26 protein-coding genes and 1 tRNA gene are annotated in these 22,689 nt (G+C 35.9%); 19 read left to right on the plus strand and 8 right to left on the minus strand.

Annotation, left to right across the window (positions count from 1 at the left end; translation table 11 throughout):
* The first annotated feature begins 32 nt into the window (after nucleotides 1–32).
* The 12 genes from ACMAYL_RS04225 (at nucleotide 33) to ACMAYL_RS04280 (ending at nucleotide 9,456) form a co-directional block, all read left to right on the plus strand.
* Nucleotides 33–467, plus strand: coding sequence for a hypothetical protein (locus tag ACMAYL_RS04225; RefSeq protein ID WP_412469730.1), 435 nt, complete (start codon nucleotides 33–35; stop codon nucleotides 465–467).
* A gap of 30 nt (nucleotides 468–497) precedes the next feature.
* Entirely contained in the window at nucleotides 498–1,826 is a 1,329-nt protein-coding gene (locus ACMAYL_RS04230) for a tetratricopeptide repeat protein (RefSeq protein WP_412470780.1), read from the plus strand.
* Nucleotides 1,827–1,921: 95 nt separating this feature from the next.
* Nucleotides 1,922–2,533 (plus strand): hypothetical protein, encoded by a 612-nt coding sequence (locus ACMAYL_RS04235; RefSeq protein WP_412470781.1) that lies wholly within the window; start codon nucleotides 1,922–1,924, stop codon nucleotides 2,531–2,533.
* Between the two features lie 64 nt (nucleotides 2,534–2,597).
* Nucleotides 2,598–4,799: a hypothetical protein gene (locus ACMAYL_RS04240; protein WP_412469731.1), complete on the plus strand. Its 2,202-nt coding sequence runs from the start codon at nucleotides 2,598–2,600 to the stop codon at nucleotides 4,797–4,799.
* Between the two features lie 55 nt (nucleotides 4,800–4,854).
* A tRNA-Ala gene (locus tag ACMAYL_RS04245) sits at nucleotides 4,855–4,930 on the plus strand.
* Nucleotides 4,931–5,275: 345 nt separating this feature from the next.
* Nucleotides 5,276–5,845 carry a TetR/AcrR family transcriptional regulator gene (locus ACMAYL_RS04250; protein WP_412462797.1) on the plus strand — a complete coding sequence of 190 codons (570 nt, stop codon included), beginning with the start codon at nucleotides 5,276–5,278 and terminating at the stop codon, nucleotides 5,843–5,845.
* Nucleotides 5,846–5,859: 14 nt separating this feature from the next.
* Entirely contained in the window at nucleotides 5,860–6,147 is a 288-nt protein-coding gene (locus ACMAYL_RS04255) for a YciI family protein (RefSeq protein WP_412462798.1), read from the plus strand.
* A 17-nt stretch (nucleotides 6,148–6,164) separates the two neighbouring features.
* Nucleotides 6,165–6,785 carry a DNA-3-methyladenine glycosylase I gene (locus ACMAYL_RS04260; RefSeq protein WP_412470782.1) on the plus strand — a complete coding sequence of 207 codons (621 nt, stop codon included), beginning with the start codon at nucleotides 6,165–6,167 and terminating at the stop codon, nucleotides 6,783–6,785.
* 950 nt (nucleotides 6,786–7,735) lie between these two features.
* Nucleotides 7,736–8,050, plus strand: a complete 315-nt coding sequence (locus ACMAYL_RS04265; RefSeq protein WP_103216766.1) for a VF530 family DNA-binding protein — start codon at nucleotides 7,736–7,738, stop codon at nucleotides 8,048–8,050.
* A gap of 113 nt (nucleotides 8,051–8,163) precedes the next feature.
* Nucleotides 8,164–8,664 (plus strand): hypothetical protein, encoded by a 501-nt coding sequence (locus ACMAYL_RS04270; RefSeq protein ID WP_412462800.1) that lies wholly within the window; start codon nucleotides 8,164–8,166, stop codon nucleotides 8,662–8,664.
* Between the two features lie 8 nt (nucleotides 8,665–8,672).
* Entirely contained in the window at nucleotides 8,673–8,876 is a 204-nt protein-coding gene (locus ACMAYL_RS04275; protein ID WP_392991380.1) for a DUF5522 domain-containing protein, read from the plus strand.
* Between the two features lie 88 nt (nucleotides 8,877–8,964).
* Nucleotides 8,965–9,456: an RrF2 family transcriptional regulator gene (locus ACMAYL_RS04280; RefSeq protein WP_392991378.1), complete on the plus strand. Its 492-nt coding sequence runs from the start codon at nucleotides 8,965–8,967 to the stop codon at nucleotides 9,454–9,456.
* Here the strand turns inward: ACMAYL_RS04280 and ACMAYL_RS04285 are convergent.
* Nucleotides 9,453–9,869 (minus strand): hypothetical protein, encoded by a 417-nt coding sequence (locus ACMAYL_RS04285; RefSeq protein WP_392991376.1) that lies wholly within the window; start codon nucleotides 9,867–9,869, stop codon nucleotides 9,453–9,455. The genes ACMAYL_RS04280 and ACMAYL_RS04285 overlap by 4 nt on opposite strands.
* A 75-nt stretch (nucleotides 9,870–9,944) precedes the next feature.
* Between ACMAYL_RS04285 and ACMAYL_RS04290 the strand changes: the two genes are divergently transcribed.
* A complete protein-coding gene (locus ACMAYL_RS04290) occupies nucleotides 9,945–10,370 on the plus strand; it encodes a hypothetical protein (protein ID WP_412470783.1) in 426 nt (141 codons plus the stop codon).
* A gap of 139 nt (nucleotides 10,371–10,509) precedes the next feature.
* Here ACMAYL_RS04290 and ACMAYL_RS04295 read toward each other — a convergent pair whose 3' ends face one another.
* Nucleotides 10,510–11,313 carry a TIGR02147 family protein gene (locus tag ACMAYL_RS04295; RefSeq protein ID WP_103216763.1) on the minus strand — a complete coding sequence of 268 codons (804 nt, stop codon included), beginning with the start codon at nucleotides 11,311–11,313 and terminating at the stop codon, nucleotides 10,510–10,512.
* A gap of 138 nt (nucleotides 11,314–11,451) precedes the next feature.
* Here ACMAYL_RS04295 and ACMAYL_RS04300 point away from each other — a divergent pair, with 138 nt between their 5' ends.
* Nucleotides 11,452–11,988, plus strand: coding sequence for a hypothetical protein (locus ACMAYL_RS04300; protein WP_392991372.1), 537 nt, complete (start codon nucleotides 11,452–11,454; stop codon nucleotides 11,986–11,988).
* Between the two features lie 250 nt (nucleotides 11,989–12,238).
* On the plus strand, nucleotides 12,239–13,309 hold the full coding sequence (locus ACMAYL_RS04305; RefSeq protein WP_412470784.1) for a hypothetical protein: 1,071 nt from the start codon (nucleotides 12,239–12,241) through the stop codon (nucleotides 13,307–13,309).
* Here ACMAYL_RS04305 and ACMAYL_RS04310 read toward each other — a convergent pair.
* The 3 genes from ACMAYL_RS04310 to ACMAYL_RS04320 all read right to left on the minus strand — a co-directional run bounded on the left by ACMAYL_RS04310 (nucleotide 13,306) and on the right by ACMAYL_RS04320 (nucleotide 17,028).
* Nucleotides 13,306–14,652, minus strand: a complete 1,347-nt coding sequence (locus ACMAYL_RS04310) for an ATP-binding protein (protein WP_412470785.1) — start codon at nucleotides 14,650–14,652, stop codon at nucleotides 13,306–13,308. The two genes, ACMAYL_RS04305 and ACMAYL_RS04310, sit on opposite strands and share 4 nt — an antisense overlap.
* Nucleotides 14,653–14,664: 12 nt before the next feature.
* Nucleotides 14,665–16,098 carry an MBL fold metallo-hydrolase RNA specificity domain-containing protein gene (locus tag ACMAYL_RS04315; protein ID WP_103216759.1) on the minus strand — a complete coding sequence of 478 codons (1,434 nt, stop codon included), beginning with the start codon at nucleotides 16,096–16,098 and terminating at the stop codon, nucleotides 14,665–14,667.
* Nucleotides 16,099–16,404: 306 nt separating this feature from the next.
* A complete protein-coding gene (locus ACMAYL_RS04320; RefSeq protein ID WP_412469734.1) occupies nucleotides 16,405–17,028 on the minus strand; it encodes an FMN-binding negative transcriptional regulator in 624 nt (207 codons plus the stop codon).
* A 62-nt stretch (nucleotides 17,029–17,090) separates the two neighbouring features.
* Here ACMAYL_RS04320 and ACMAYL_RS04325 point away from each other — a divergent pair, with 62 nt between their 5' ends.
* Nucleotides 17,091–17,795 (plus strand): hypothetical protein, encoded by a 705-nt coding sequence (locus ACMAYL_RS04325; protein ID WP_412469735.1) that lies wholly within the window; start codon nucleotides 17,091–17,093, stop codon nucleotides 17,793–17,795.
* On the opposite strand, the gene ACMAYL_RS04330 is transcribed toward ACMAYL_RS04325, so the two are convergent.
* On the minus strand, nucleotides 17,785–18,204 hold the full coding sequence (locus ACMAYL_RS04330) for a CBS domain-containing protein (RefSeq protein WP_103216756.1): 420 nt from the start codon (nucleotides 18,202–18,204) through the stop codon (nucleotides 17,785–17,787). The genes ACMAYL_RS04325 and ACMAYL_RS04330 overlap by 11 nt on opposite strands.
* Before the next feature lie 264 nt (nucleotides 18,205–18,468).
* On the opposite strand from ACMAYL_RS04330, the gene ACMAYL_RS04335 reads away from it, so the two are divergent.
* Nucleotides 18,469–18,852: a response regulator gene (locus ACMAYL_RS04335; protein WP_103216755.1), complete on the plus strand. Its 384-nt coding sequence runs from the start codon at nucleotides 18,469–18,471 to the stop codon at nucleotides 18,850–18,852.
* On the opposite strand, the gene ACMAYL_RS04340 is transcribed toward ACMAYL_RS04335, so the two are convergent.
* Complete coding sequence (locus tag ACMAYL_RS04340; RefSeq protein WP_103216754.1) at nucleotides 18,849–20,177, minus strand: MATE family efflux transporter; 1,329 nt, start codon at nucleotides 20,175–20,177, stop codon at nucleotides 18,849–18,851. The two genes, ACMAYL_RS04335 and ACMAYL_RS04340, sit on opposite strands and share 4 nt — an antisense overlap.
* A 113-nt stretch (nucleotides 20,178–20,290) precedes the next feature.
* Here ACMAYL_RS04340 and ACMAYL_RS04345 point away from each other — a divergent pair, with 113 nt between their 5' ends.
* Nucleotides 20,291–21,565 (plus strand): acetyl-CoA hydrolase/transferase family protein, encoded by a 1,275-nt coding sequence (locus ACMAYL_RS04345; protein ID WP_103216753.1) that lies wholly within the window; start codon nucleotides 20,291–20,293, stop codon nucleotides 21,563–21,565.
* A gap of 1 nt (nucleotide 21,566) precedes the next feature.
* On the opposite strand, the gene ACMAYL_RS04350 is transcribed toward ACMAYL_RS04345, so the two are convergent.
* Nucleotides 21,567–22,088 carry a TetR/AcrR family transcriptional regulator gene (locus tag ACMAYL_RS04350; RefSeq protein ID WP_103216752.1) on the minus strand — a complete coding sequence of 174 codons (522 nt, stop codon included), beginning with the start codon at nucleotides 22,086–22,088 and terminating at the stop codon, nucleotides 21,567–21,569.
* A 108-nt stretch (nucleotides 22,089–22,196) separates the two neighbouring features.
* Between ACMAYL_RS04350 and ACMAYL_RS04355 the strand changes: the two genes are divergently transcribed.
* Nucleotides 22,197–22,649: a MarR family winged helix-turn-helix transcriptional regulator gene (locus ACMAYL_RS04355; protein ID WP_103216751.1), complete on the plus strand. Its 453-nt coding sequence runs from the start codon at nucleotides 22,197–22,199 to the stop codon at nucleotides 22,647–22,649.
* Nucleotides 22,650–22,689: the final 40 nt, after the last annotated feature.

Here is a 22,689-nt window from a genome sequence, read left to right on the forward strand (position 1 = left end):
CACCGATTCCAAGCTTAAGCTAATCTTTAGTGATGGATAAACAAGCTATTAAAATTGCTTCAGAAAAAAGCAATAAATTTATATTAGCGTTTGAGAATATTACAAGTAATACAAACGTCTACGATACAGAAAAAAACCAAATACTGATGTTGGAATCACCTAGTAGTATTTGTGCAATTATTCCAAAGAAAACATGTGCTAGTGGGCACAAAATTAATCTCTACATCATTCAAAGCTCGCAGGTCCCAAAAGGTCAGCTAAGCGATATTACGAAACTTAGCAATGTCATAAAGCTTTCGAGTGAAGTCGTGGAGATTGAAGAGTATGGCCCTGAAGAAAATAAAGTTGTTTTTCGTTTACTAGAGGACAACATGAAGGAGCACAAGAAAATTGAAGCAGTGATCTTAGAAAGACAAGAGCGCTTCAATGAACTTTTAAATCAATATAGAAACACACACGAAGAATAAAAAATAAGAGACAGTTACGGAATTGAAGAAATGAATAGAGAAGCATTTTTTAACGACATGGAAGTTTTAGTAGTCGAGTCCATAGGAAACGCACGCGTGGCCTATGAGAATGCATTTAAAACTCTGGGGGTCCAGAGAAAGAATGTTCGATTTGCTAAAACTTTTGAAGATGCACTTAAAGAGATGAAAAGCTTTAAGCCTACTCTTGTATTCTCTTATGAAGTTCTAGCGGAAGGACGCTATAACCAAGTTCTTAAAGAGCACTTAAAAATACTTCCAAATCGTACAAAGAATAGTTTTATTCTCTTAACACAAAATGACTCTATTGATGCCATTTCAAGAATCGCGCAACAACAAGTCGATCTTGTTCTTCCGATTCCTTTTACAGTCGATAGCATCAAAGCACTTATGGAAGAACTTTACAAAATGAAGTCTTCCCCTAGTGAGTATAGACAATTAATCAATGAAGCCTACGAGTATGTTGGTTCAAAGCATGACAAGGTTTTTGAGATCACGCAAAAAGCCCGTGAGCTATCAAAAAATCCATTTGAAACACACTACCTTGAAGGTCTTTGCCAGTTTAAAGAAGAAAAGTATGATGAGGCGATAAAGTCACTTGAACAAGCCTATGCTCTAAATTCAACAGACTTCAATACATTAAAGTTATTCTTTAAAGCATATAAGCATCAAAAAAATTATTATATGGCACTTCAGTATTCATTAAAACTTCATGCTGCCTACCCTATTTCTCCAGATATGCTAAGAGATCTATCGATGGTTGCAGTTGCAGCGAGAAAGCATGAGCTTATCTTAAACTACTATGAGGCGTATAAGAAAGTGAATGAACCATCTGATGATATTAAAGATGCCATTGCTGCAGCTCTTGTTATCTATGTTCAATGTGAATTGGATAAGATTGATTTCGAAAATACTTCAATTCAAGAACTTCTAAGAGACAAGAAATATAAGGATTCATTAAAGCTCTTAGAAGAAGCTTCAATTATCTGTACGACAAAGCCTGCAATTTTAGAGCGTATGCTAGTGGTTCTGGCCCATACGCCAGACAATAAAACGACTAAATTTATTCAAGTAAAACAAAAAGAGAAGTTTCCAAAATATGAGAATGCACCGTTGATGGATGCCCTTGTATGTGACAAAGATTCAACTGCTTCTCAATCATTAAAGATGGCCATTGATACACTAAACAGCGGCTATAAATCAGAAATCCTTTATGAAATCATCATTAAGCGCTCTATTGAGATGAACCGAAAGAAGGAAAGCACCCAAGAGTGGTATGAGCAGGCCATTAAAATCTTTCCAAATATGAAGGTCAGGCTCGATAAATTTTATAATGCTTAATGTAATTTCGAACACTTCGCTCCGCGCCGTACTATAAAGCCCTTTGCATAGGCCCACCAAAATTATATAAGAATAGGAAATTTTTGGGGGTATTTATGTTTAGAGCAGTAATCTTGCTAGCTGCTATTGTTTACTTAACTAGTACAATGGCGCAATTTCAAGCACCACAAATTCCATCTCATACACAAGCTCAATGTGTTGAGAAATTATGTGCAAATATTCCAGGTGAGTGTAGTTCAAGAACAGAGCATCGTATGATCTTTGATGCATGTTCAAGACAACTAGACTTAGGATGTATTGATTTATCAATGAAGCTTATTTCAAGCTATGAGCAAAATGAAATTGAAGAGATGGTTTCAATTGCTCGCTCTTGTCAGTATGTATCTGGATATGCTCATCAAACAGCAATGAAGAATATGTACCGTTATGATCGTGATGAATTCTCAGAGATCACTTTTATTAACTCGAGACTTTGGCTTGTTCAAAACTCTTGTTTAGCAAGTGCTCTTTCAAGACTTCACCCAAGAGACTTTGATAGTCTTGAAGACTTAAAAGCGATTACAAACCAATGTACTGGAACTTTTGATGTAGCCTGTTTTGAAAAGCAGTGTAAGTCAAAAAATTCATGTAACGATCAAGAAGAGGTTGTTGATGCACTTAGAAGCTGCATCTCAGGACCAAGTAAAGTTGATCGTCGCAGACTATAAAATTTAAAGATTAAAAAATTAAAAAAATAAATACACACAAGAACACAACACACAGGTTTTTTTAATGATTAAAATTATAATTAAAATAGTGGCCATCACGATGGTGGCCACGTTTTCTAAGGCTCAATTTAACAGCTCAATCCTTTTTAGCGGGCGTCTTGCAAACTCATGTCAATTCGTAAGTGACCAAGCAGTCCTTGAAGTTGTCGACTCACTAATCACGGCCATCAAAGATATCAATGATGAGCGCTACCGTTGTCAGTCAATTTATGCCAACTCAAAGGCCTTCCTCGCCTCTTTAAATGAACAATACCGATCAAGCTCTAGTGAGCTTTCAATTATTGACTCAAACCTTGAGACCATTTCGAGTGAAGTCTATAAGCTTGTTACAGCTAGCTCATATACGGGACAATTTGATCAAGAAATTCTAAGTCTTCAGCGTAGACGACAAGAACTACTTGATGCGGATAATAACCGTAATAATGGAATTGTTGATTCGCTTAGTATGGCCACAACGATTCTTGATGATCTTAGAGCGGCACCAGAGTGTGATGAGGATCTTGGCACAAAAATGATTCGTCCAACGATCATGCTTATGGGTCAAGTTGCAGGCGCACTTTATCCTGGATCGAACCTATTTACAGCAGCGGCTTCAACAGGTCTTGCCAATATGGTGGACAGTCTTGTTTCATACGTTCAATTTAAAGGTAATGATGCTAACCAAGCTTTAGAAGATCTCTATAATAATCGTAACTACTACGTCTCTTACAAGTGTGCTTATAAGAATATCAATGCAATGACTTGTAACCTTCGTCGCAAAAATGCAACAAGAGAAGAAGCAAAGTGGCTGTACAATTATATTAAGGAGCTTGATACTCCAACAAAAGATTTTGAAAGAGTAAAAGACTTAAGAAAGCACTACCCTCGTCTTCAACGAATCCTTAGTGAACTTCGTGATATTTACGAGACAGCAAACCAACAGGATACAATTGTAACGATTGCCACTCTACAAAAAGAGCAAGCAAAACTTAGACTCTATCAACCAAATCCTTACGAGATTGAAGAGTGGAATGATAGCTATCAAAATATTCGTCCATGGGCAGAGTGGGCCCATATGCTGACTTGGTATACAAATATCAACTCTAAACTTAAAGTTTATTGTCGAGAGTTCCAAGATGGTAAGTACTGGGTAAAAGAAAATAGTGACTGTCAGGAAGCTGCTATTGCACGTGATGAAGATCGTACGCAATATATCCAAGAAGTAATTAAGCCGGCCTTAGCTGACCTTGGTGCCGATAAGGAAAGACTTTCTGAAAAACTTAGAAACTCAGTAAACGTTGAAAGACTTTATAAAGTAATCGAAGCAGAAGATAATTGGCGCGACAACAAGAAGGACTTCTCGATTTCTGAAGTTATTCAAATCTTTGAAGAAGACCTAGAAAACACGACAACAAGGCCAGAGGCAACGTCACTGTTTTCAATTAGAATTAAGAAAGCACTAAAGGCCCTTAAGGCACTCGTTAATTTTGAAAATGTTGTGACAGACACACAAGGACTAACGCCAGAAGATTGTGATATCGACAATCCAACATGCCAGTGTGACAGCTTCAAGGACCTTTCTCAAGCTGCTTATACGTACCTTGCAAATAACCTATCTGATGGTGATGTACTTTCAGTAGAAACAATTGATGCAAGTTTTTACAACTATATCAGGACAGTTGAAGAATTCTTCTTATATGGCCTTCCATATGCTGAATCTCCTGAGCTTACATACCAAGATAGCTTAAACTACTCGAAGTATATTTTCTTAGTTCCAATTTATCGTGGAATGCAAGAAAGCCTTCTTCGTGGAGATAATGTGGGAGCAAGTAATATCCCACTAATGAATACAGCACGTAAAAACTTTGAAAAAGTTTTCGCAAAAGAGATTATCAAGGTTCTAAACAAGAATGTAAAAGTCGCCCTTGATAAAGGAAGCCGTGACGATATCTACCGTGACACTCTCCACTCTTGTGCCATCTACTACCCGATGATTAAACAAAAAGGTATGGGCCTAAGAGCAAAGTATGTTCTTAAAAGGTGTAAGGAGCTACTGGATAAAAGTGGCGGAATCCCGTACCTCATCCAAGGTACAGAGCGCTTTTCAACAAAGAATGAAGCTTACAAAAACCAGTGTTTCTATCGTGATTACGAAGAGGCCGTAAGCACAAAGAAAGCAGAAATCGCTCGTGAACTTGATCAAAGTGGTGATTTACCAGAATTATAATATTGCCAACCCCACCAGGGTTGGCTATTATCTTTCTACAAAATATCTCAATTGAGGGCCTTTAGCTCAGCTGGGAGAGCGCTTCGCTGGCAGCGAAGAGGTCAGCGGTTCGATCCCGCTAAGGTCCACCAAAACAAAAAAGCCCACTCGCAAGAGTGGGCTTTTTTGTTTTTGTTGATATTAGTATCAGATCTAATTGCTTTTGGCGGTCGATGGCATGGATGCCATCGTGTCGACGACGCAGGAGCTAAAGTCGACTCCCATGCGTGCTTGCCAATCATCTTACCAAGATGCCAAAGTCGACTCCCCTGCAAACTAGCTCACTATTTAAAAAAGAACATTTCGTGCAAGATCACTTTACGTTGGCTCTGCATAAAGAAAAAGCAACTGGAAAACTAATCTTTCGCTTGCACTAGGACAATTGTCCTAGTACTGTACCAATTAGGACACTAGTCCTAATTAAGTAAGAGGTAAAAATGTCAGACTTATCCACTAGAGACGAAATCATAGAAAATGCTGATAGACTTTTTTATGAACAAGGCTTTGAGAAGACTTCCTTTACAGATATTGCAAAAGAGGTTCAAATCTCTAGAGGTAATTTCTATCATCACTTTAAATCTAAAGATGAAATTTTAAGTGCAGTAATACAATACCGCCTCAAGAAGACTGAAAAGCTATTAGAAACATGGCAGTTAAAAGGCAAAGACCCTCAAAAAAGAATTCAACTTTTCATTCATATTCTAATTGCAAATTTGACTAAAATTAAGCTTTATGGGTGCCCCGTCGGAACGCTTACTACTGAGTTGAATAAATTAGAGCACGTTTCACGAAGTGAAGCTAATGAAATATTTAACCTATTTCGTGACTGGCTTAGGCAGCAATTTGTTGATTTAGGATTTAAAAAAAATGCTAACAAATATGCAATGCATGTATTAGCAAGAAGTCAAGGAATTGCAACGCTGGCAAATGCCTATAGAGATGAATCGTTTGTTAATTATGAAGTTAAAGTTTTGATTGATTGGGTAAAGGGTTTAAATAATAAATAAATTAGGAGATTAAAATGTTTGTAGTGTTTTTAAAGTTTTCAGAAAATAAAAATCTAGCTGCGGACTTTATGGATGCCCATAAAAAATGGATAAAAAAAGGAATTGATGATGATGTATTTATGGTTGTTGGCTCACTGCAGCCAAACCTAGGTGGAGGTATCATTGCTTCATGTTCATCTTATTCAGATTTAGAAGAAAGAGTAAAGAATGATCCATTTGTTGAAAAAAATATTGTTAAGTATGAAATTCATGAAATATCGCCTTCGATGGCCCATGATAAGTTTAAATTCTTAATGAAGTAGAAAAGTATGTGTGAGCAATGAAAAATACAATTAAAGGTACTGACGGAAAATTAAGATGTAAATGGTGTGGCGTTTCCCCTGAATTTATTGAATACCACGATAAGGAATGGGGATTTCCCGTCAAAGATGACTATAGATTATTTGAAAAAATTTGCTTGGAAGGGTTTCAGTCCGGTTTAAGCTGGAGAACAATTCTTTCTAAAAGAGAAAATTTCAGAAAGGCCTTTAAAGATTTTAATTTTGATAAAGTCTCTAGATTTAACGAAAAAGATATTAATCGCCTACTTCAAAATGAAGGAATTGTTAGACATCGTGGAAAAATAGAGGCAACAATTAACAACGCTAAAATGGCAAAAAAAATAGTAAAAGAGTTTGGTTCTTTAGCTACCTATATTTGGAGCTTTGAGCCGAATAGTAAAAAACCAATAAAACCGCAAACTGTCTCTGTGACTCCTGAATCAACTTTACTGTCTAAGGACTTAAAGAAGCGAGGTTGGAAATTTGTTGGCCCAACAACTATTTTTGCTTTCATGCAGGCGATGGGGTTAGTTAACGACCACGTTTCTAAATGTGCCATCCAAAAGAATGTTGAAAAGTCTCGAAAAAAATTTAAAAAACCTAAAATAGAAAAAATATAAGGTTCCAGGTCACTTTCCGTTGGATCTCTCTTCGTTGACCGTGCGTAAAGAAAGAGCACTTGGAACAACAGTTTTAGAACTCCACCAACTACTGCACCAACGAGCCCACCAACAACTGCGCCCCCCAATACGAAAAGAACTTTGTTACATATTGTAACGACACTTTTCTTGTGTATAGATTGAGTATATGACGATTTGATCTTGGGATAATTGCCAACAACCGGACAGAATAAATCAACAGACTTTAAGACTCTAACTCAATTAGGCTATTACTCTCTCGATTGGGTTATCATAAATAAAAAAACGATATATAATTGTACAAATAATAAAAATTATTATTAATATAATTATTTTAAAAAGCTTTTTCAACACAGTCTCCTCCATGGTTTATCTTGTTGAAACGGGTTTAGTTGAGTACCCTCCCCTTTCCAATAAGTCGGTGCATTAAGAAAGTCTTTGTAATCTTAATATAAGGTTCCAGGTCACTTTCCGTTGACCGTGCGTAAAGAAAGAGCACCTGGAACTACAGTTTCTATATACCACACAAAAACGAACGGACAGTAACTTAAAAGCCACACAGTATCCAAACAGTCATAATAATAATTATCGATATTACAGCTTTTACAGCTAAAGATATCTTTCGTGCTTTTACACATCTATAATCATCACATTCCTTTATAAATTCAAACATATTAGATGACTTTGAAACATCATAGTCCTTTTTCAATCTAATAAAGAGCAAAGAATTATATGTAGACAATACGCCGAGTACAAAAAATAAAAATGCATAAATGCTAATAAATACTATATTCATATATCACCCCTTTTAAGAACAAAAAACAGCAGAATATCTGGCTCCTTGCCAACTTAACCAAGCAATAAAGTGTAGATGGATGTATAACACTTTATAAGTTACCATATCTTAAACAATATAAAACTAGGTAAAAAAAATGAATGATCAAACAAATCGCAAGAAAGACCCCTTAGAGGGTGTAACTTTAAAGATGATGTTAACAGATGTTATCAATCTCTTTGGCTGTAAAGAAATCTATGCAATGACAGAGATCAATAGTTTCAATGATGAGCCTCCCATGTTTAATAAAATTTTAAAATTTATTAGAAAAAATCCATGGGCCATTCAAAAGATAGAGAAGATGTATCGTGGGAATTTAGAAACGATAGAAAAAATGAAACGCGATGGAACGGTATCAAAAAAAGACCTTGCACTTGGAAGTGGTACTGGTGGGCGTAAGACAAAATACTGAGAGGCATAATAAGAATAATCACTAGGAAGTGTTTCTAATATCTAAAACCACATCAATTAAAGATTTTCGCCCGCTAAGCCGACTATTGAACGTTAATAAAGTGAGGAGAAAGCGTGGCTTCAACAGTTAAATCAAAAGTTATTGGATATGGCTCATCTAAGGTAAAGGGAAAAACTAGAGAGTACACATTTCTTGAATTTGAAGATGGTACCAAACTTAAGAATGTCATCACTACTACATATATCGCTGACCATATTTGTGTAGGTGAAGAAATTGAAATTTCTTATATGAATGTTAAAAAGTTTCAATTTATCATTGGTGCAAGATCTAGAAGAGGTGAATTAATGTTGGCCTCAGATGACTCCATGATTATTACGGCCGTTGCATTTTATTGTATTCGCGACAGCTTCCTCATCTCAACCTTTGTAGGTTACTGGATTGGAAAGCTTTCTTTAATACAATACGAAAATATTCAAATAGCGATTAGGCACTTTGCTTACTTTGCCATTGCTGTTTGTTCAATCTACTTATATAAGTTTATTAAGTTTACAAAAGATTATAAAAGTGGAGTTGCTGCATTAGAGGAAAGTTCCAAACAAGTACAGGCGGCATAACTTAATATATGTCTAGAAATAAGAATAAAAAAAATAACCTAAAACAACAGTACCGCATTCTACATGACGAAGCCGTCAAAAATGGTGAAGACTATTATAAGGACCCTGTTACAGGCGGTATTGTTTCAACAGAAGTACGCCTAAAGCGTATGAGAAAATGCTGTAAGTATGGCTGCCGCCATTGCCCTTGGGGCTTCAAGAAAAGAAGCTAAATTAAAAAGTAAGTGGATCACTGCTCTAAACAATGTAGAGATATCATGCTATAATTTTGACGTTAATGACAAATACAGGTGAACAACTTTGAAATTAAGAAATCAAATCGAATGGGCAATACATTGCATGGAATTTTTAGCGAGAGTTCCAGAAGGTGTATTTATCCCAACAAAAGTTCTCGCCAAATTCCATGGAATCCCTAAGGAATACCTATCTAAGGCCTTACAACTCTTGGCCTCAAATGGATTGATTGAAGGGACCTTAGGTCCTAAAGGTGGCTATCAATTAGCAAAAGACCCTTCCCAAATTAGTCTTTTAGAAATTGTTGAGGCCATTGAAGGAAAGAAAAGAACATTTAATTGTCAGGAAATTCGATTTAACAACCCTTGCCTAAAGAAAAAAGACAAAGATAAAAGTGTAAAGTGCACAATTGCAATTGCAATGCTTGAGGCCGATGAAGCTTGGAGAAATGTTCTTAGAGAAAAGAAATTATCTGACATTGTTTCAGGAATAAACGCGCAAGTTCCAGCAGAAATCTTCGACTTATCAGAACAGTGGGTAAATAAAGAGATGTCCTAAACGGCGCCTCTTTTAAGTCTCCAAAACATGTATCCATTTAATAAGGCCAATATAACAGTAAAGATAATAAAGTCATAAGCCTGTTCAAACCCTACTGAAAAAATCATACTGAAAGTAAAAGTTACTAAGAGTATAAAACTTGCTAAGAAAGTTTCTTTTAACCTTACATTAAAAATAAAAAAGACAGCTAATAAGACTTCAACGATAGTGACAATATACCCAAAAAAGTATGACACTTTTTTAGGAAACCATGGGTTTAGGCTTGCTGTGTAGCTCAAAAAAGTATCAAAATCACCCCAAACAACTCCCATATTTCCAGCAGGCCCTAGTAGGCTTAATCGATCAGCTACAACCCACAAATACGTGATTGCGAGAAGATACCTAGATATTAAAAGAGCTTTTTTAAAACACATACTTTTCTCCTTGAACCAATTAAGGATACAATATATCCTTAATAATACCTTTGCAATATAAAAAAAAGGATAGATATGAGTCAGGAAAAAAGATGGAAATTATTTTTCTTCTTATTATTTCTAGGAAATCTTATAAGCGGTTTGTGGATGCTAGTAGGCCCTGTACATTGGTATAAAAACTTTCCAGGAAGAATTCCTGACTTTGGACCTTTAAATGAGCATTTTGTTCGTGATCTAGGATGTATTTTTTTAGTATTAAGTGTGATCTCATTTAAATCAATTATCGATAGTTCATGGAGAAAGAATACACTCTTCATCTTACAGGCTTGGTTTACGGCCCATGCCATAGTTCATCTCTTCGATACACTTAGAGGGCTGGTTGCAATGGAGCATTTATTCATGGATATACCTTTATGCTACATGCCTCCTCTACTAGTTGGTTTCATGCAGTTTTATTACCATAAGGAACAGAGTTCAATGAAAGGGGGGAAGCTTGTTTAAAGATTTATTTTTCCTCTTGGTTGGAATCTATTTAGGACTCTCCCCTTTTTTAACATATTACTTTACCCATGGACCGGCTTGCCCATGTCACGCACTAATAAATGAAAGTGAAGTACCTTAAAGAGCTATCCTATTTTAATTAAGTTTCAAATAAATCAATATTCAGGCCACAAACAACTTCTGTTCCAGATTCCTTAATGTCATCTTGAGTGGATTGAATTAGCTTTAAAATTTTCTCCTTCAGAGGTAAGAAATCTTTTTCATCAATCGTAAATGTAGAAGAATAATGAATATTATTAGGCTCTTCTTTGGCAATGATGTCTAACACTTGTATTCTCTTTGCCATCTGATGAGGTGTGTTTAGCCAAGACTCAAATGGAAGGTGTATAGACTTTCCGCTAAAGATGTAGTTTTGATCATGTTTTTCAACTAGGCCAAGCTTTTCTAAGTAGATAAGAGTTGATCTAACTTTTTTCTCACTTAGTGCAAAGTGATTGGCCAGATTAGGAATTGTTTGTAACTTGGGACAACTAGTCGCGATGTGTATCGCAGACGGTATCCATGAGATAAAATAGTCTTTATATTGCTCATTTTCATCGTCAATAACCATTGAATTGACTCTAGAAGCTAGATTACCTGCTTCCTCAGCAATTTTCTCGCCCTTGTACTTCAAGTAACTTTTAAGTTCGTGAGTTGAGGCCCTAGCGTAGCGAATTAGATTTAAGAAATATTCTGTTTCAATTTTGGAGAAGTTAAAAAATACACTTAATTTATACGCTTGATCTTCACTTAGATCGGCCTTTTCCTTCAATACCTGCGATAGATATGCAGCTTGGCAACCAATTGCCTTTGATAACTTTGCCTGAAGTCCCCTTTGTGCATAAGCCTCGAGAATCAAGTAACGAAGAAATTTATGATAATTTTTAAACTCGAATATTTCCATTTACGAAGAATAGTATATTAAAAATAAACATTCAAGGGACAAAATGTATATAAAAAATATATACACATATTTTATTGCTTGTTAAATCTACTCCTGTTCAATATCAATTGAAACTATTTTTCTAAAGGGAGTACTTATATGAAACTAAAAATTGAAATCATCGCTTTTATCTTAATGGCATTACATCTAATTAACCCAGTATTTGCAGGCCCTATCGTTAGTGCTGGCCCTATGGCCCATCCAGCGATAAGCACAATGCATATTGATAACTCTGTAGCAGGTATCGACTTTCCAACTGATGCACCGGCTCCTCAATACGATTACGTTCTATCACTTTATAATGGAGTTAGAATTCCAGTTTATACTGACCATGCCGAGTTAGTTCGCGCAGAAGCAGGTACAGATTATCCGACAGATATCCAAGCACCATATTGGACGAAATTTCAAAGAGTCCTAGTATTAGAAAGTAAATTTCGCTACCCTGTTAGACTTACTTTTGATGTTAATGACAACCTATTATGGAAGCTAACAAGCGGTGAAGTTATTAATGTATCTGAAGTTGTAAAAATTGTGAAAGCAGAAGCTGGTATTGATTACCCTACTGATGTTCCATACTTCTTCAATCGTGACTTCTATGTTGCAGTTATGATTGATAGCACTAGAATCAAACTTTAAAGATATATCGATTGGCCGAGAAGAGCTCCTTTTCGGCCTAATTCAACAACACATATTAAAACATAAAAAAATAGTACCCATTCACAGTACTTTTATTCTCATTTACCCATTTAAATAGTTATTGAAAAGGCCAGTTTACTGGCTTTTTTATTAGCTCCCCAAGACAAAAAGCATGTAATATCAGAATCTTAGTAACTTCCCATTATATATTTAAAAGTAATTTTTTTTACTTTTATACCGAAAAGAAAATATGTTCTATTTTATAAGCCTTCTTATATTTGCCATCTCCTTACCTACTCATGCAGGTGATCTCGATACCTATTACGAATTAGAGTTAGAAATTAATCGACTTCATTCTCAGTTTAATAAGAATCAAGAAAAGGTATCAAAGAAGAACACTCTCTATCATCGCATGCTCAAACCCCAAGAAACGGCAGCAGAAATAGCAAGACTACAAAAAGAGAATAAAGATATTATAGAAAGATTAAGACCATTAAAAGAAGAGTTTCAGGCATTAGAGAGTAAGCTCATCGTTAGATCAGTAACGGGTGAACTTAAAAATATAAATGCTGTGAAGGATAAGAATCTTTGCCTAAATAATGAACTCCTCTACTTTTCAACTGATCGAGAATTTGAAGGGTGGAATTTAAAGTATGGTAGCAGCGAAAGAAGAATCTCATACTACGCTAATAAGAGCACATATATTAAAAGCTGTCTGGAGAATCGACCTGAAGACTCGGTAGTCGAGGTCGATTATAACTCACAATCACTTTGTGATAAAAGTAGCGACCTCTTAAAGTATGTTGGAACAAAGACAAAGTATAAAACCTACATTAAAGAAGGCCTTGTCAATGTCGATGTCTCACTCTACCTAAAGTTTGACGGTAATGAGAAAGACAAAGAAGAATCAATGGCACTTGTAAGAAACTCAATGCCTTGTGTGAAAGATTTTTACGCAAGACACGGGCTAAAGCTTAATGTCGATTTAAAAGAAGAGACTGGCATCATGGATCGATTCAAATGCGATCACACGATTACCATCTCTAAGGAACACAAAAGGCCTACGGCCAAAGAATGGGCAACTCATAAATTTGCAAACGTTGCAAATATTAATGATCAAAAAAGATGTAAGCTTTATATCCATGAACTCGCCCATAATTTGGGATTAGCTGATGCATATAAAGATAGAAGATGTCCTGATCGAAAAATCATTTTAGATGATAAGAATATTATGGGTGATGGACCAAGTGGTTACTCACCATATCAAGCCGAGTTAAATGGTAGCCAACTTAGAACGATCTTATCCCCACTTTGTGATTAAAGAGGAATTTCAATTCTAAAAGTTGTTCCACCCCCAGAATTAGAATCAATGGTAATTGAACCACCATGCTCCTTGATGAAATTATGAGATAGAGATAAACCTAATCCACTTCCTTTTCCATACTCCTTAGTTGTAAAGTATGGTTCAAAAATTTTTCGTTTATTCTCTTCACTAATCCCTGCACCACTATCAGAAACTTCAATAACGGCCTTATCGTCACGACTAGTGAGAGTTACTTTGATCTGCTTTACCTCACTCTGCTCAAGAGCATCTCTAGCATTGGTAAGTAAATTCATCACAACTTGTTGTATCTTCCCAGGACTTCCTTTCACCTGTAACTCACCTAAAGAATTTTCAAATGACACGCTAATCCCATAGTGTTCATATATCTCTTCAATCATAAGTATACAGTCATTTAAGACTGCAGATAGATCAAATAAAACTAATCCTTGACCATCCTTGCGAGAAAAATTCCTTAAGCCTTTAACAATATTTTCAATCTGTGTTGCTGACGATTCTATTTTCTCTAATGACTTTACGATATAATCTTTATGCTCACTAGATTTGAAGTTCTCTTTTTTTAGTCGGGCAAGGTATCCCTTTATAATTGTTAGTGGCCCATTAATCTCATGGCCAACACCAGCGGCTAGTTCCCCAATGGCCGCAAGCTTTGAACTGTGAGTAATCACTTGATCTTTTTGTTGTAGTTCTTTTAATTGACTAACAAGCTTTCTTTTAATAGGAATAAGAATTTTAAAAAATTCGTAAATTAATAGAAGAATGATTAATGAGAATAAAAGCAGCTCTATTTTACTTAAATTTAATATTTTCGTTTTAGAATAATCTGCAGACTCAAAAACAATCTTATTCATATTTTTTAAAAATAAATCTGTATCTTTGACAATCTCTTCAAGACTTCTCTTTTGATTTTCACACAAGCTTACGATACAGTTAATATTCCTATCAATACTACTTAAAATGGGATCGAGATCTTTATACTGCTGCTTAATATTTGGCGTAAATGCAGGAGCTATTCCCTTATCTTCACTACCGTTTTTCAAATCCTCATGAGTAGTAAACAGTAATTCTTTTGTGACAAGGATCTCCTTACTTAATTCACTCCTTGACTCAACACTAGTATTAAAAGAATAGATTAAGGTCTGCTTAGCAAGTCTTTGACTTAGCATACGTTGGCGACCAGCTAAGTTAATAACCTGGGAGTAACTTTCCTGTTGAAGAATGAAAAATTGCATTAAAGCTTGAGCAATTATAGTGAATAAGACAATCGATACGAAAGCAATAAGATACTTATATGTAATTCCTCTTTCATAATCAATCTTCATTAACCTCTTACCTCACGCTGCTAACTTACTTGCGACCTTTGTTTGATTATCATAAATATTCTCTAAATCAAATTCCTCCCCTAAGGTTGCAATCGTTGTCCTAAGACTTAACTGAGATTCGAGAAGAGTTTTAAAATGACTTGATGCCTTTTCTTCACCATGATTTAAAATAACAAGCTTAGGTGAAATACGTGATTCATTTAGCCATCCGATAAGATCTAAGTAATCACCATGCGCAGATAATGAATCGATATAAAATATACTAGCTCGAACTGGAAGTCTCTGTTTATGCATATGGAGTTCTTTTTCACCATCAATTAGAATACGACCTTTCGTTCCTTCAGGTTGGAAGCCAACTAAAATTATTCCACTATCTTCATCCACAATATGCTTCATTACATGATACACAACTCTCCCACCATCAATCATCCCTGAAGCACTAACGATAATACGAGGTCCAGACTTTTCCATAAGGGCCTTTGAATCTTCAACATCTTCGATTTCTTCAAATGTATCAGGATAAATATCGATATCCTCTGTTACATTATCTTTGACATGACCCTTTCGAAAACAATCATTAAATATACGGTTAGCTTTCTTAGAAAGTGGGCTATCTAAATGAACAGCTACACTAGGGATGGCCTCTTCATTCATCAATTCTTTAATAAGATAGAGAATATCTTGTGTACGACCAACTGAGAATGCGGGTATAACCGCAACTCCACCGCGCTTTAAAATTGTATTTAGATACATTCCTAAAACTTCTTTTGCAGGAATACGGGCATGTAGCCTATCTCCATATGTAGACTCTAAAACAAGATAATCAGTTTCACAGATAACTTGAGGTTCGTTTAAAAGGATATTTCTCTTATGCCCAACATCTCCAGAAAAAACGATTGTTTTCACTTCACCAGTAGCTGCTCTATAGCGGACTCGAATAAAGCTTGCTCCAAGAATATGGCCGGCCCAGAAAAAAGTAATTGCAATATTTTTAGAAACTGTCAGCTCTTGTTCGAAATCCACAACTTCAAAGTGTTCAAGAACAGCTTGAGCTTCCTGCGTTGTATATAAAGGAAGGGCCGGCTTGTGTCTTGATATTTTTTTTCGATTTGCATATTTAGCATCTTCTTCATGAATACGGGCCGAATCCATTAATAAGATCTGACAAAGCCTAAATGTTTCCCTTGTACAATAAACCTTACCTCGAAAACCATCCCGATATAGACGAGGTAAAAGGCCGGAATGATCAATATGTGCATGAGTTAAAAAAACTGCACTTAGCTTACTGGCACCATGATACGACATCCAATTGCGTTCACGATTTTCCTTGGCCCCTTGGTAGAGTCCATAGTCAACAAGATACTGCTCTTTATAATCCTTCCCAACTTTTAACAAAGTTTTAGATCCAGTAACACCTCCAGCTGCTCCAAGAAAAGTAATTCTCATCGATACATCCTTTTTATAATTAAATTTCGTGTACTACCTATCGACGTTTTAATAGTTAAGAATGTTTAATATTGATAAAAGAAAGGTTATCATAGTTGAGTATTCAATACGACTAACAAAAAACTCACAATCACTTTGCAGAAATTAGACTCGAAACAAACTTAAAAATTCTTTTTGAGACATATACTTAATTCATAGGAAATCAACTCAAGGAGAATTATATGAGAAATGCCAAAAAAATTAATCTATCAACAAAAGGGTCAGTTTAATACTGACCTTTTTTTATATCATCACACCACAATAGATTTATAATTTCATTCTTTGAGCGACTTCTCTTTGATAAGGATCATCTGAGGAACTAAGAGCAGAGATCACTCCTTGTCTATTTTCAACTGGTTGGTTTTGGCTAAGTTTCCACTGCCCTTCAAGAGAGGTTACTTCAATTTTAATTCCAATGATTGCGGCCAGAAGCTTTTGTGTATAATCACGAGGAGCATCTTCAACCTTCCAAGGATTGTGGCCTCCTTCTTCCTGTTCATTAGTAAGCATCTCAATCGAATTAAGAATCCACTCCTTATCTTCAATAAATGAAATTTTTCCACGAGCATGAACAACAATATAGTTCCATGTTGGAACAGCTTTACCAGTCTCTTTCTTAGTTGGGTAATGATTAGGAGAAATGTAACAATGAGGGCCATTGAAGGTAGTTACAACCTCACTGTTATCAAGTGTCGATTTCCAAAGAGAATTTGCTCTTGCAATATGTCCAAATAAGAATAGCTTCCCCTCTTCTTCTACAACGCAAAGTGGAAGATGATTAACCTCAATCCCTTCAGTTCCGTTTGATATCAGATTCGCAAATGTCGTCTCCTTCATCTGCTTTATTAACTCGATCCTATCTTCCTGCTTGAATAGCTTTGGTATATGCATTCTACTACCTCTAATTCATTTATTAATGCTACAATGATAACTCAATAAACACTGGAGTTAAAATGCCTTATATCCTAAGTCCAATTATTACAGAATCAATGCCTGGAATGTGGTTTGAAGGTCAAGGCTATAAGCGAGAGAATATTTACTCGATAAATGATCCAAAAGGTCCTCCAGTAAATTATGATGCTCATACTTTAAAACCACATAGTCTCACTCATATGGAAGCACAATCTCACACTATGAAAAATGGGATGAGCGTCGATGACTATTTTAAGAAGCAAATAAATTCATTTTTTGGGCCAGTAGTTGTCGTAAAACTAAAAGGAAAAAACTGGAAACCTGTAGAAGGCCTTGATGGTATTTACCATTGGGAAGTCTCACTAAGTGAGCTTAAGTCCGAGCTTGGAGATGAGATTCCATGCAAGTTGATTTTGTCAGTCGAAGAAATGCCAATAAACAAATCACAACTGCACGACCCTAATTATGTCTTAACACTTTCACAAGAAAGTGCTGACTACTTATTACAAAACCCTAACTTTGATATGTATGGTACTTCTTGGAAGTCTTCTGACTTTTGTCCAGGGAGCAGAAATAGGCCGATTCATAATACACTTTTTAAGCAAGCTGCCATTTTTGAAAATTTAAAACTAGACGACGTGCCTGCTGGAAAGTACTTCTTTTCAGGCTTTCCACTCCCACTACACTTAGCTTCAGAGTCACCGGTATGTCCGGTTCTCTTCAAGAAGGATGAAATTAATTTCTAAGATCACTTCTCTTATAAGCGTCATCGACAAAAACTTCGACTAAAGCATTTAGTGCATCTGTAACAGTAAAAATACCGTACACACGATTTCTATTATTAAGTACAATTGCTGAGCCAACTTTATTACTTGATAGCTGATAAGCTACTTCACCTAAGCTATCGTCCTTGTTAACAGCAAGAACAGATTCATTCATGAAGTCTTTAACTAAAACTCCATCACACCAGCTCTTTCCATAAATTGACATAACATCTCTTTCTGAAATGATTCCCACAATTTGATTCCCGTCACTTACAGGAAGATGCCTAATTCCATTATCTTTCATAATCTTAAAAGCGATATCGATACTGGCATTTTGATCAACAACGTGAACTGCGGGAGTAGTAAATTCTTCGACTGATATATGCTTCATACATGCCTCCTAAATTAAATTTAGATTAGCACAATGGACTAATTGGTAACTGACAAGTGTCAGTTTTTACAAAAAAAAATCTTAATTTTTGCCTTAACCTCAAGAGAGTTCTCGTCAATTTTGGCAAAAAATGGGCGTTAAAATCAAAAAAATTGGCCCTTGGTTAACTCACGTAACTATCTAGAATAACTGTATTATGTGATTTAAAACACAGTTTTTATTTATACGTTTGCCTTAGGTAGAAAGATTAAATACAATTTTTATATGTTAGCTAAGAAGAGGGTCTTGGTCGCCGAAGATGAACCGACATTAAATGATATCTACGTGGAAACCTTTGAGTCATTTGGTTATGAAACCATAGGTGTCAAAAATGGTGAGTTGGCCTTAGACTATGCAAAACATAATCCTGTCGACTTTGTCATCACTGATCTAAAAATGCCAAAAATGGATGGCCTAAAACTTTTGGAAGAAATTGGAAAGCTTAATGCTCCTACACCTCCAGTTTTAATTATTACAGGCTTCATTGACGAATTAAATGCACAAAGAGCAAAGGAGCTAGGTGCTGTTGATCTTATGACGAAGCCATTCGACTTCGACAAAGTCATTCTCTATATTGAAGAAAAACTAAAGCAGCAATCAGAATCCTAAACGCCCCATTCCTTAGAAAGTTCACCAATTCTCTTTTTAAATAAAAGCGAGAGAATCATTGAAACGATAGTAAGTCCTATTGCAAGTCCCGCCCATAAACCAGCTGCTTCCATTCCGTGTTGATAGCTTAAATAAATCCCAACAGGAATTGCAATTAGCCAATAACCACAAAACGAATAGAGCATTGGTTGCTTACTCATACCAAGCCCTCTTAAGACTCCCCACATTGCGACTTGTAGTCCATCAGGTATTTGAAATAAAGCAACATATAAGAATAGTCCTGATCCATAAAGAACAACGGCCTGATCAGTCGTGAAGAGTCCCATTAAGAATTCATGAAAGAAGAAATAGCATATTGCCGTTATGACCATATAAGATACGGCCATAAAGATACACCCATAGGCATAATTCTTAATCATCTCCATATCTTTTCTACCAAGAGCGTAGCCGACCTTAACCCCTGCCGCGCCATTGATGGCAAGAGGAACCATAAAAGTTAGTCCCGCAATTGTTAGAACAATGTTGTGAGACGCTGATGCAACAAGACTCATGCGTCCAACTAAGACAGTAACAGTTGAGAACATTAATACTTCAATAAAAGTTCCAAGACCAACTGGTATTCCAAGTTTTATCAATTCCTTAAAAGACTTCTTACTAAAATGCGTTTCAATTGGAAGTACTCGATAAGCATAAACATAAATAATTAAAGCTAGAATAAAGCGAGTTACAACAGTTGCAATTGCCGCACCTTTTATTCCCATTTCAGGAATAGGTCCAATCCCAAACATTAAACAGTAGTTCATAATGAGGTTAACGACATTCATAAAAATGATAAGAGCATTGGCAAAAATTGTTTTATCAAAAGCTTGAAGATATTCCTTAATCATTTGAAAAATAAGTGCAGGAATAATCGAGATATTTACCCAATAAAGATAAGTCTTAACAAGAGGTACGATCTCTTTATTCAAACCGATATAGTCAACAAAGTAAGTAAAGATATAAAGGGCCGTACAAATAACACTTCCTAAAAGAAGTGCTAAAGTCATTCCACTTCCCCATACGCCATTCTCGTGTGGATTCGTATCAGCTCCACGCATTCTTGCCGTAACTGCACTGACAGAAAATAACGTTGAGATCCCAATCATTATAAAAGGAGATAACATACCTGCTGCAACACCAATAGATGCTACTGCTGATGTTGAATAGCGTCCGGCAACAAAAATATCACCGACGTTAAAAAGCATCTGCCCAACCTGGCCAATAACAAGTGGAATAGTAAAATAAATAAGTTCTTTGAGTCTCTTACTCGTTGTTGCAACTACCATAATAGTTAGAGGTTATACCTTAATTTTTTAATAGATGGCATATAAAAATTGTAACCAAATATACTTTAAATCTCGGCCAAATCTTCGTAAAATATGAACACAAAGGAGTGCTTGTGAAAATTGTTTCAAATGCAGCGGAAGCTTTATCGATAGTATATTCTAATTCAAATATTTTTATTCATGGTGGTGATTCTACGCCACAGGCCCTAATTGACGGGTTACTTGAAAATGCTCATAAATTAAAAGATGTCACACTTACTCACCTACATACTCACGGTGATGCGAAATATGCAAATGAAGAATATTGTGAAAACTTTAAAATTCTCAATCTCTTTGTTGGCGGAAATGTGAGAAAACATATCGACTACCAAAGAGTTGATTATCTTCCATGCTTTCTATCTGAAATTCCAAACTTATTTCGAAGCGGTAGAATTCCTCTAGACTTTGCACTTATTCACGTCAGTCCTCCAGATCAACATGGGCACTGCACTCTAGGTACATCTGTTGATGTTGCAAAGGCTGCAGTAAGTAGTGCAAAAGTTGTTATTGCTCAAATTAATCCACATATGCCTCGTGTTCATGGTGATGGCTTTATTCATATTAATGATATTGATTATGCGATTGAAATTGATCACGAAATTGTCGGCCATCAAGAAGTTTGCTTGAGTGAAGAGGATTTAAAGATAGGACAGCTCACTTCATCTCTTATTGAAGATGGCTCAACTCTTCAAATGGGAATTGGATCAATTCCTGATGCAGTTCTGGCTAGTTTAAAGAATCACAAGAACCTAGGGATTCATACAGAGATGTGGTCAAACGGGGCTCTTGATTTAATTAAAAGTGGCGCCGTAAATAATTCATGCAAAAATGTTCACCGTGGAAAAACAGTTAGTGCCTTTATTGTTGGAGGCAAAGATGTACATGATTTTATCAATGACAACCCAAGCGTTATTCAACTTGAAGCGGACTATGTAAATAACCCAAGTATCATTAGAAGAAACCCAAAAGTATGTGCGATCAATAGTGCCGTTGAGATTGATCTTACAGGACAGGTCTGTGCAGACTCAATCGGCCATCGTATTATCTCTGGAGTTGGTGGCCAGATGGACTTTATGAGAGGCGCCTCACTTTCTGAAGGGGGTAAGCCTATTATTGTTATCAACTCACGAAGTGCTAAAGGTTACCCCAAGATTGTTCCAACATTAAGGTCAGGAGCAGGTGTCGTAACAACTCGATCACATATGCACTATGTTGTTACAGAGTATGGTATTGCTGATTTATACGGAAAGAGTCTTAATCAAAGAGCACAAGAGTTGATTAGAATTGCTCATCCTGATGATCGTGAGAATCTTGAAAAGATGTGGCATGAAACGCACTGTAGAAAATAATCTACAGTGCACTCACTGGGGATTGGCATAATAATTCTACCATACCACTCCCCTCATATTTTTCTTTTGCTACTTTTAGATCAACTCTCTTAAAGATCATATAAGAAATAAATGATCTAAGATTTAATAAGAATGGATTCTCTTGTCCATGAACAGATACATATGCATCCGAGACATAATTTTCATAAATTTCTCTAAAGCCAGGTGAGTCGATAACAAGAAGCATGACACAAATTGCGATAGCTTCCTTACCCTGTTCAACACCTTGATTGATCACTTGGTTTAGCTCATCAACAGTATCAAAGGTATGTTTTGAAATTTCTTTAATCTGCTCAGCGAGTAAGTTGATACAGTGTTCACCACATGTCGTAATAAATTCTTCTTTTGAACCAAAATGATAAAGAACTGAAGAGACATTAATCTCGGCCTTCTTTGCTATATCTCTTAAGCTTACACCGTAGACACCATTTTTTGCCATTAAAGGAATCGCAACATCAATCAAATTCTGTTTAGTCTTATTCATCTAGCTACTACCTTTTGTTAACTTACCGTCAATTTGAATAAAATTCTTGATTCAACTTAGTTAACATGTTAACTATATAGTTAACACATTAACAAATTTGGAGTAACAATGTCAATAATAAAGAGTGAATATGTACAGGAAAGTATTATCGGACGCATGATTCGCACAACTCGAATCCTCGATAAAATGATCTCTGAAGAAGTTTCGCATTTTAAACTTACAAAGCCTCAATTTGATGTCCTTGTCATCCTACACTTAACAGATCAAGAATCAGTTACGACAACAGAGTTAGCAGAAGAGCTTCTAGTATCGAAGGCCAATATCACGGGAATCGTTAAAAGACTTGAAGCGGCCAATCTAGTCAAGAAGGCCATTGACGAAAACGATACTAGGTCAAAGAAAATTACACTTACTGAAGAGGGCCTTGAATTAATCAATAAAGTACTTCCTCGCTACTTCAGCATGGGCCATGAACTAGTTTCAAGATTTTCTCAAGATGAGAAAAGTAAACTTTTATGTCAGTTGGGAATGATTGAAGAGTTTTATCAGTCAAAAAGATAAAATAAAAAAATCTTAAAGAGAATCTAAAGAGACAGAATAT

The sequence above is a fragment of the Halobacteriovorax sp. RT-2-4 genome, from assembly GCF_047085445.1.
In the GTDB taxonomy this organism is placed as follows: Bacteria; Bdellovibrionota; Bacteriovoracia; order Bacteriovoracales; family Bacteriovoracaceae; genus Halobacteriovorax_A.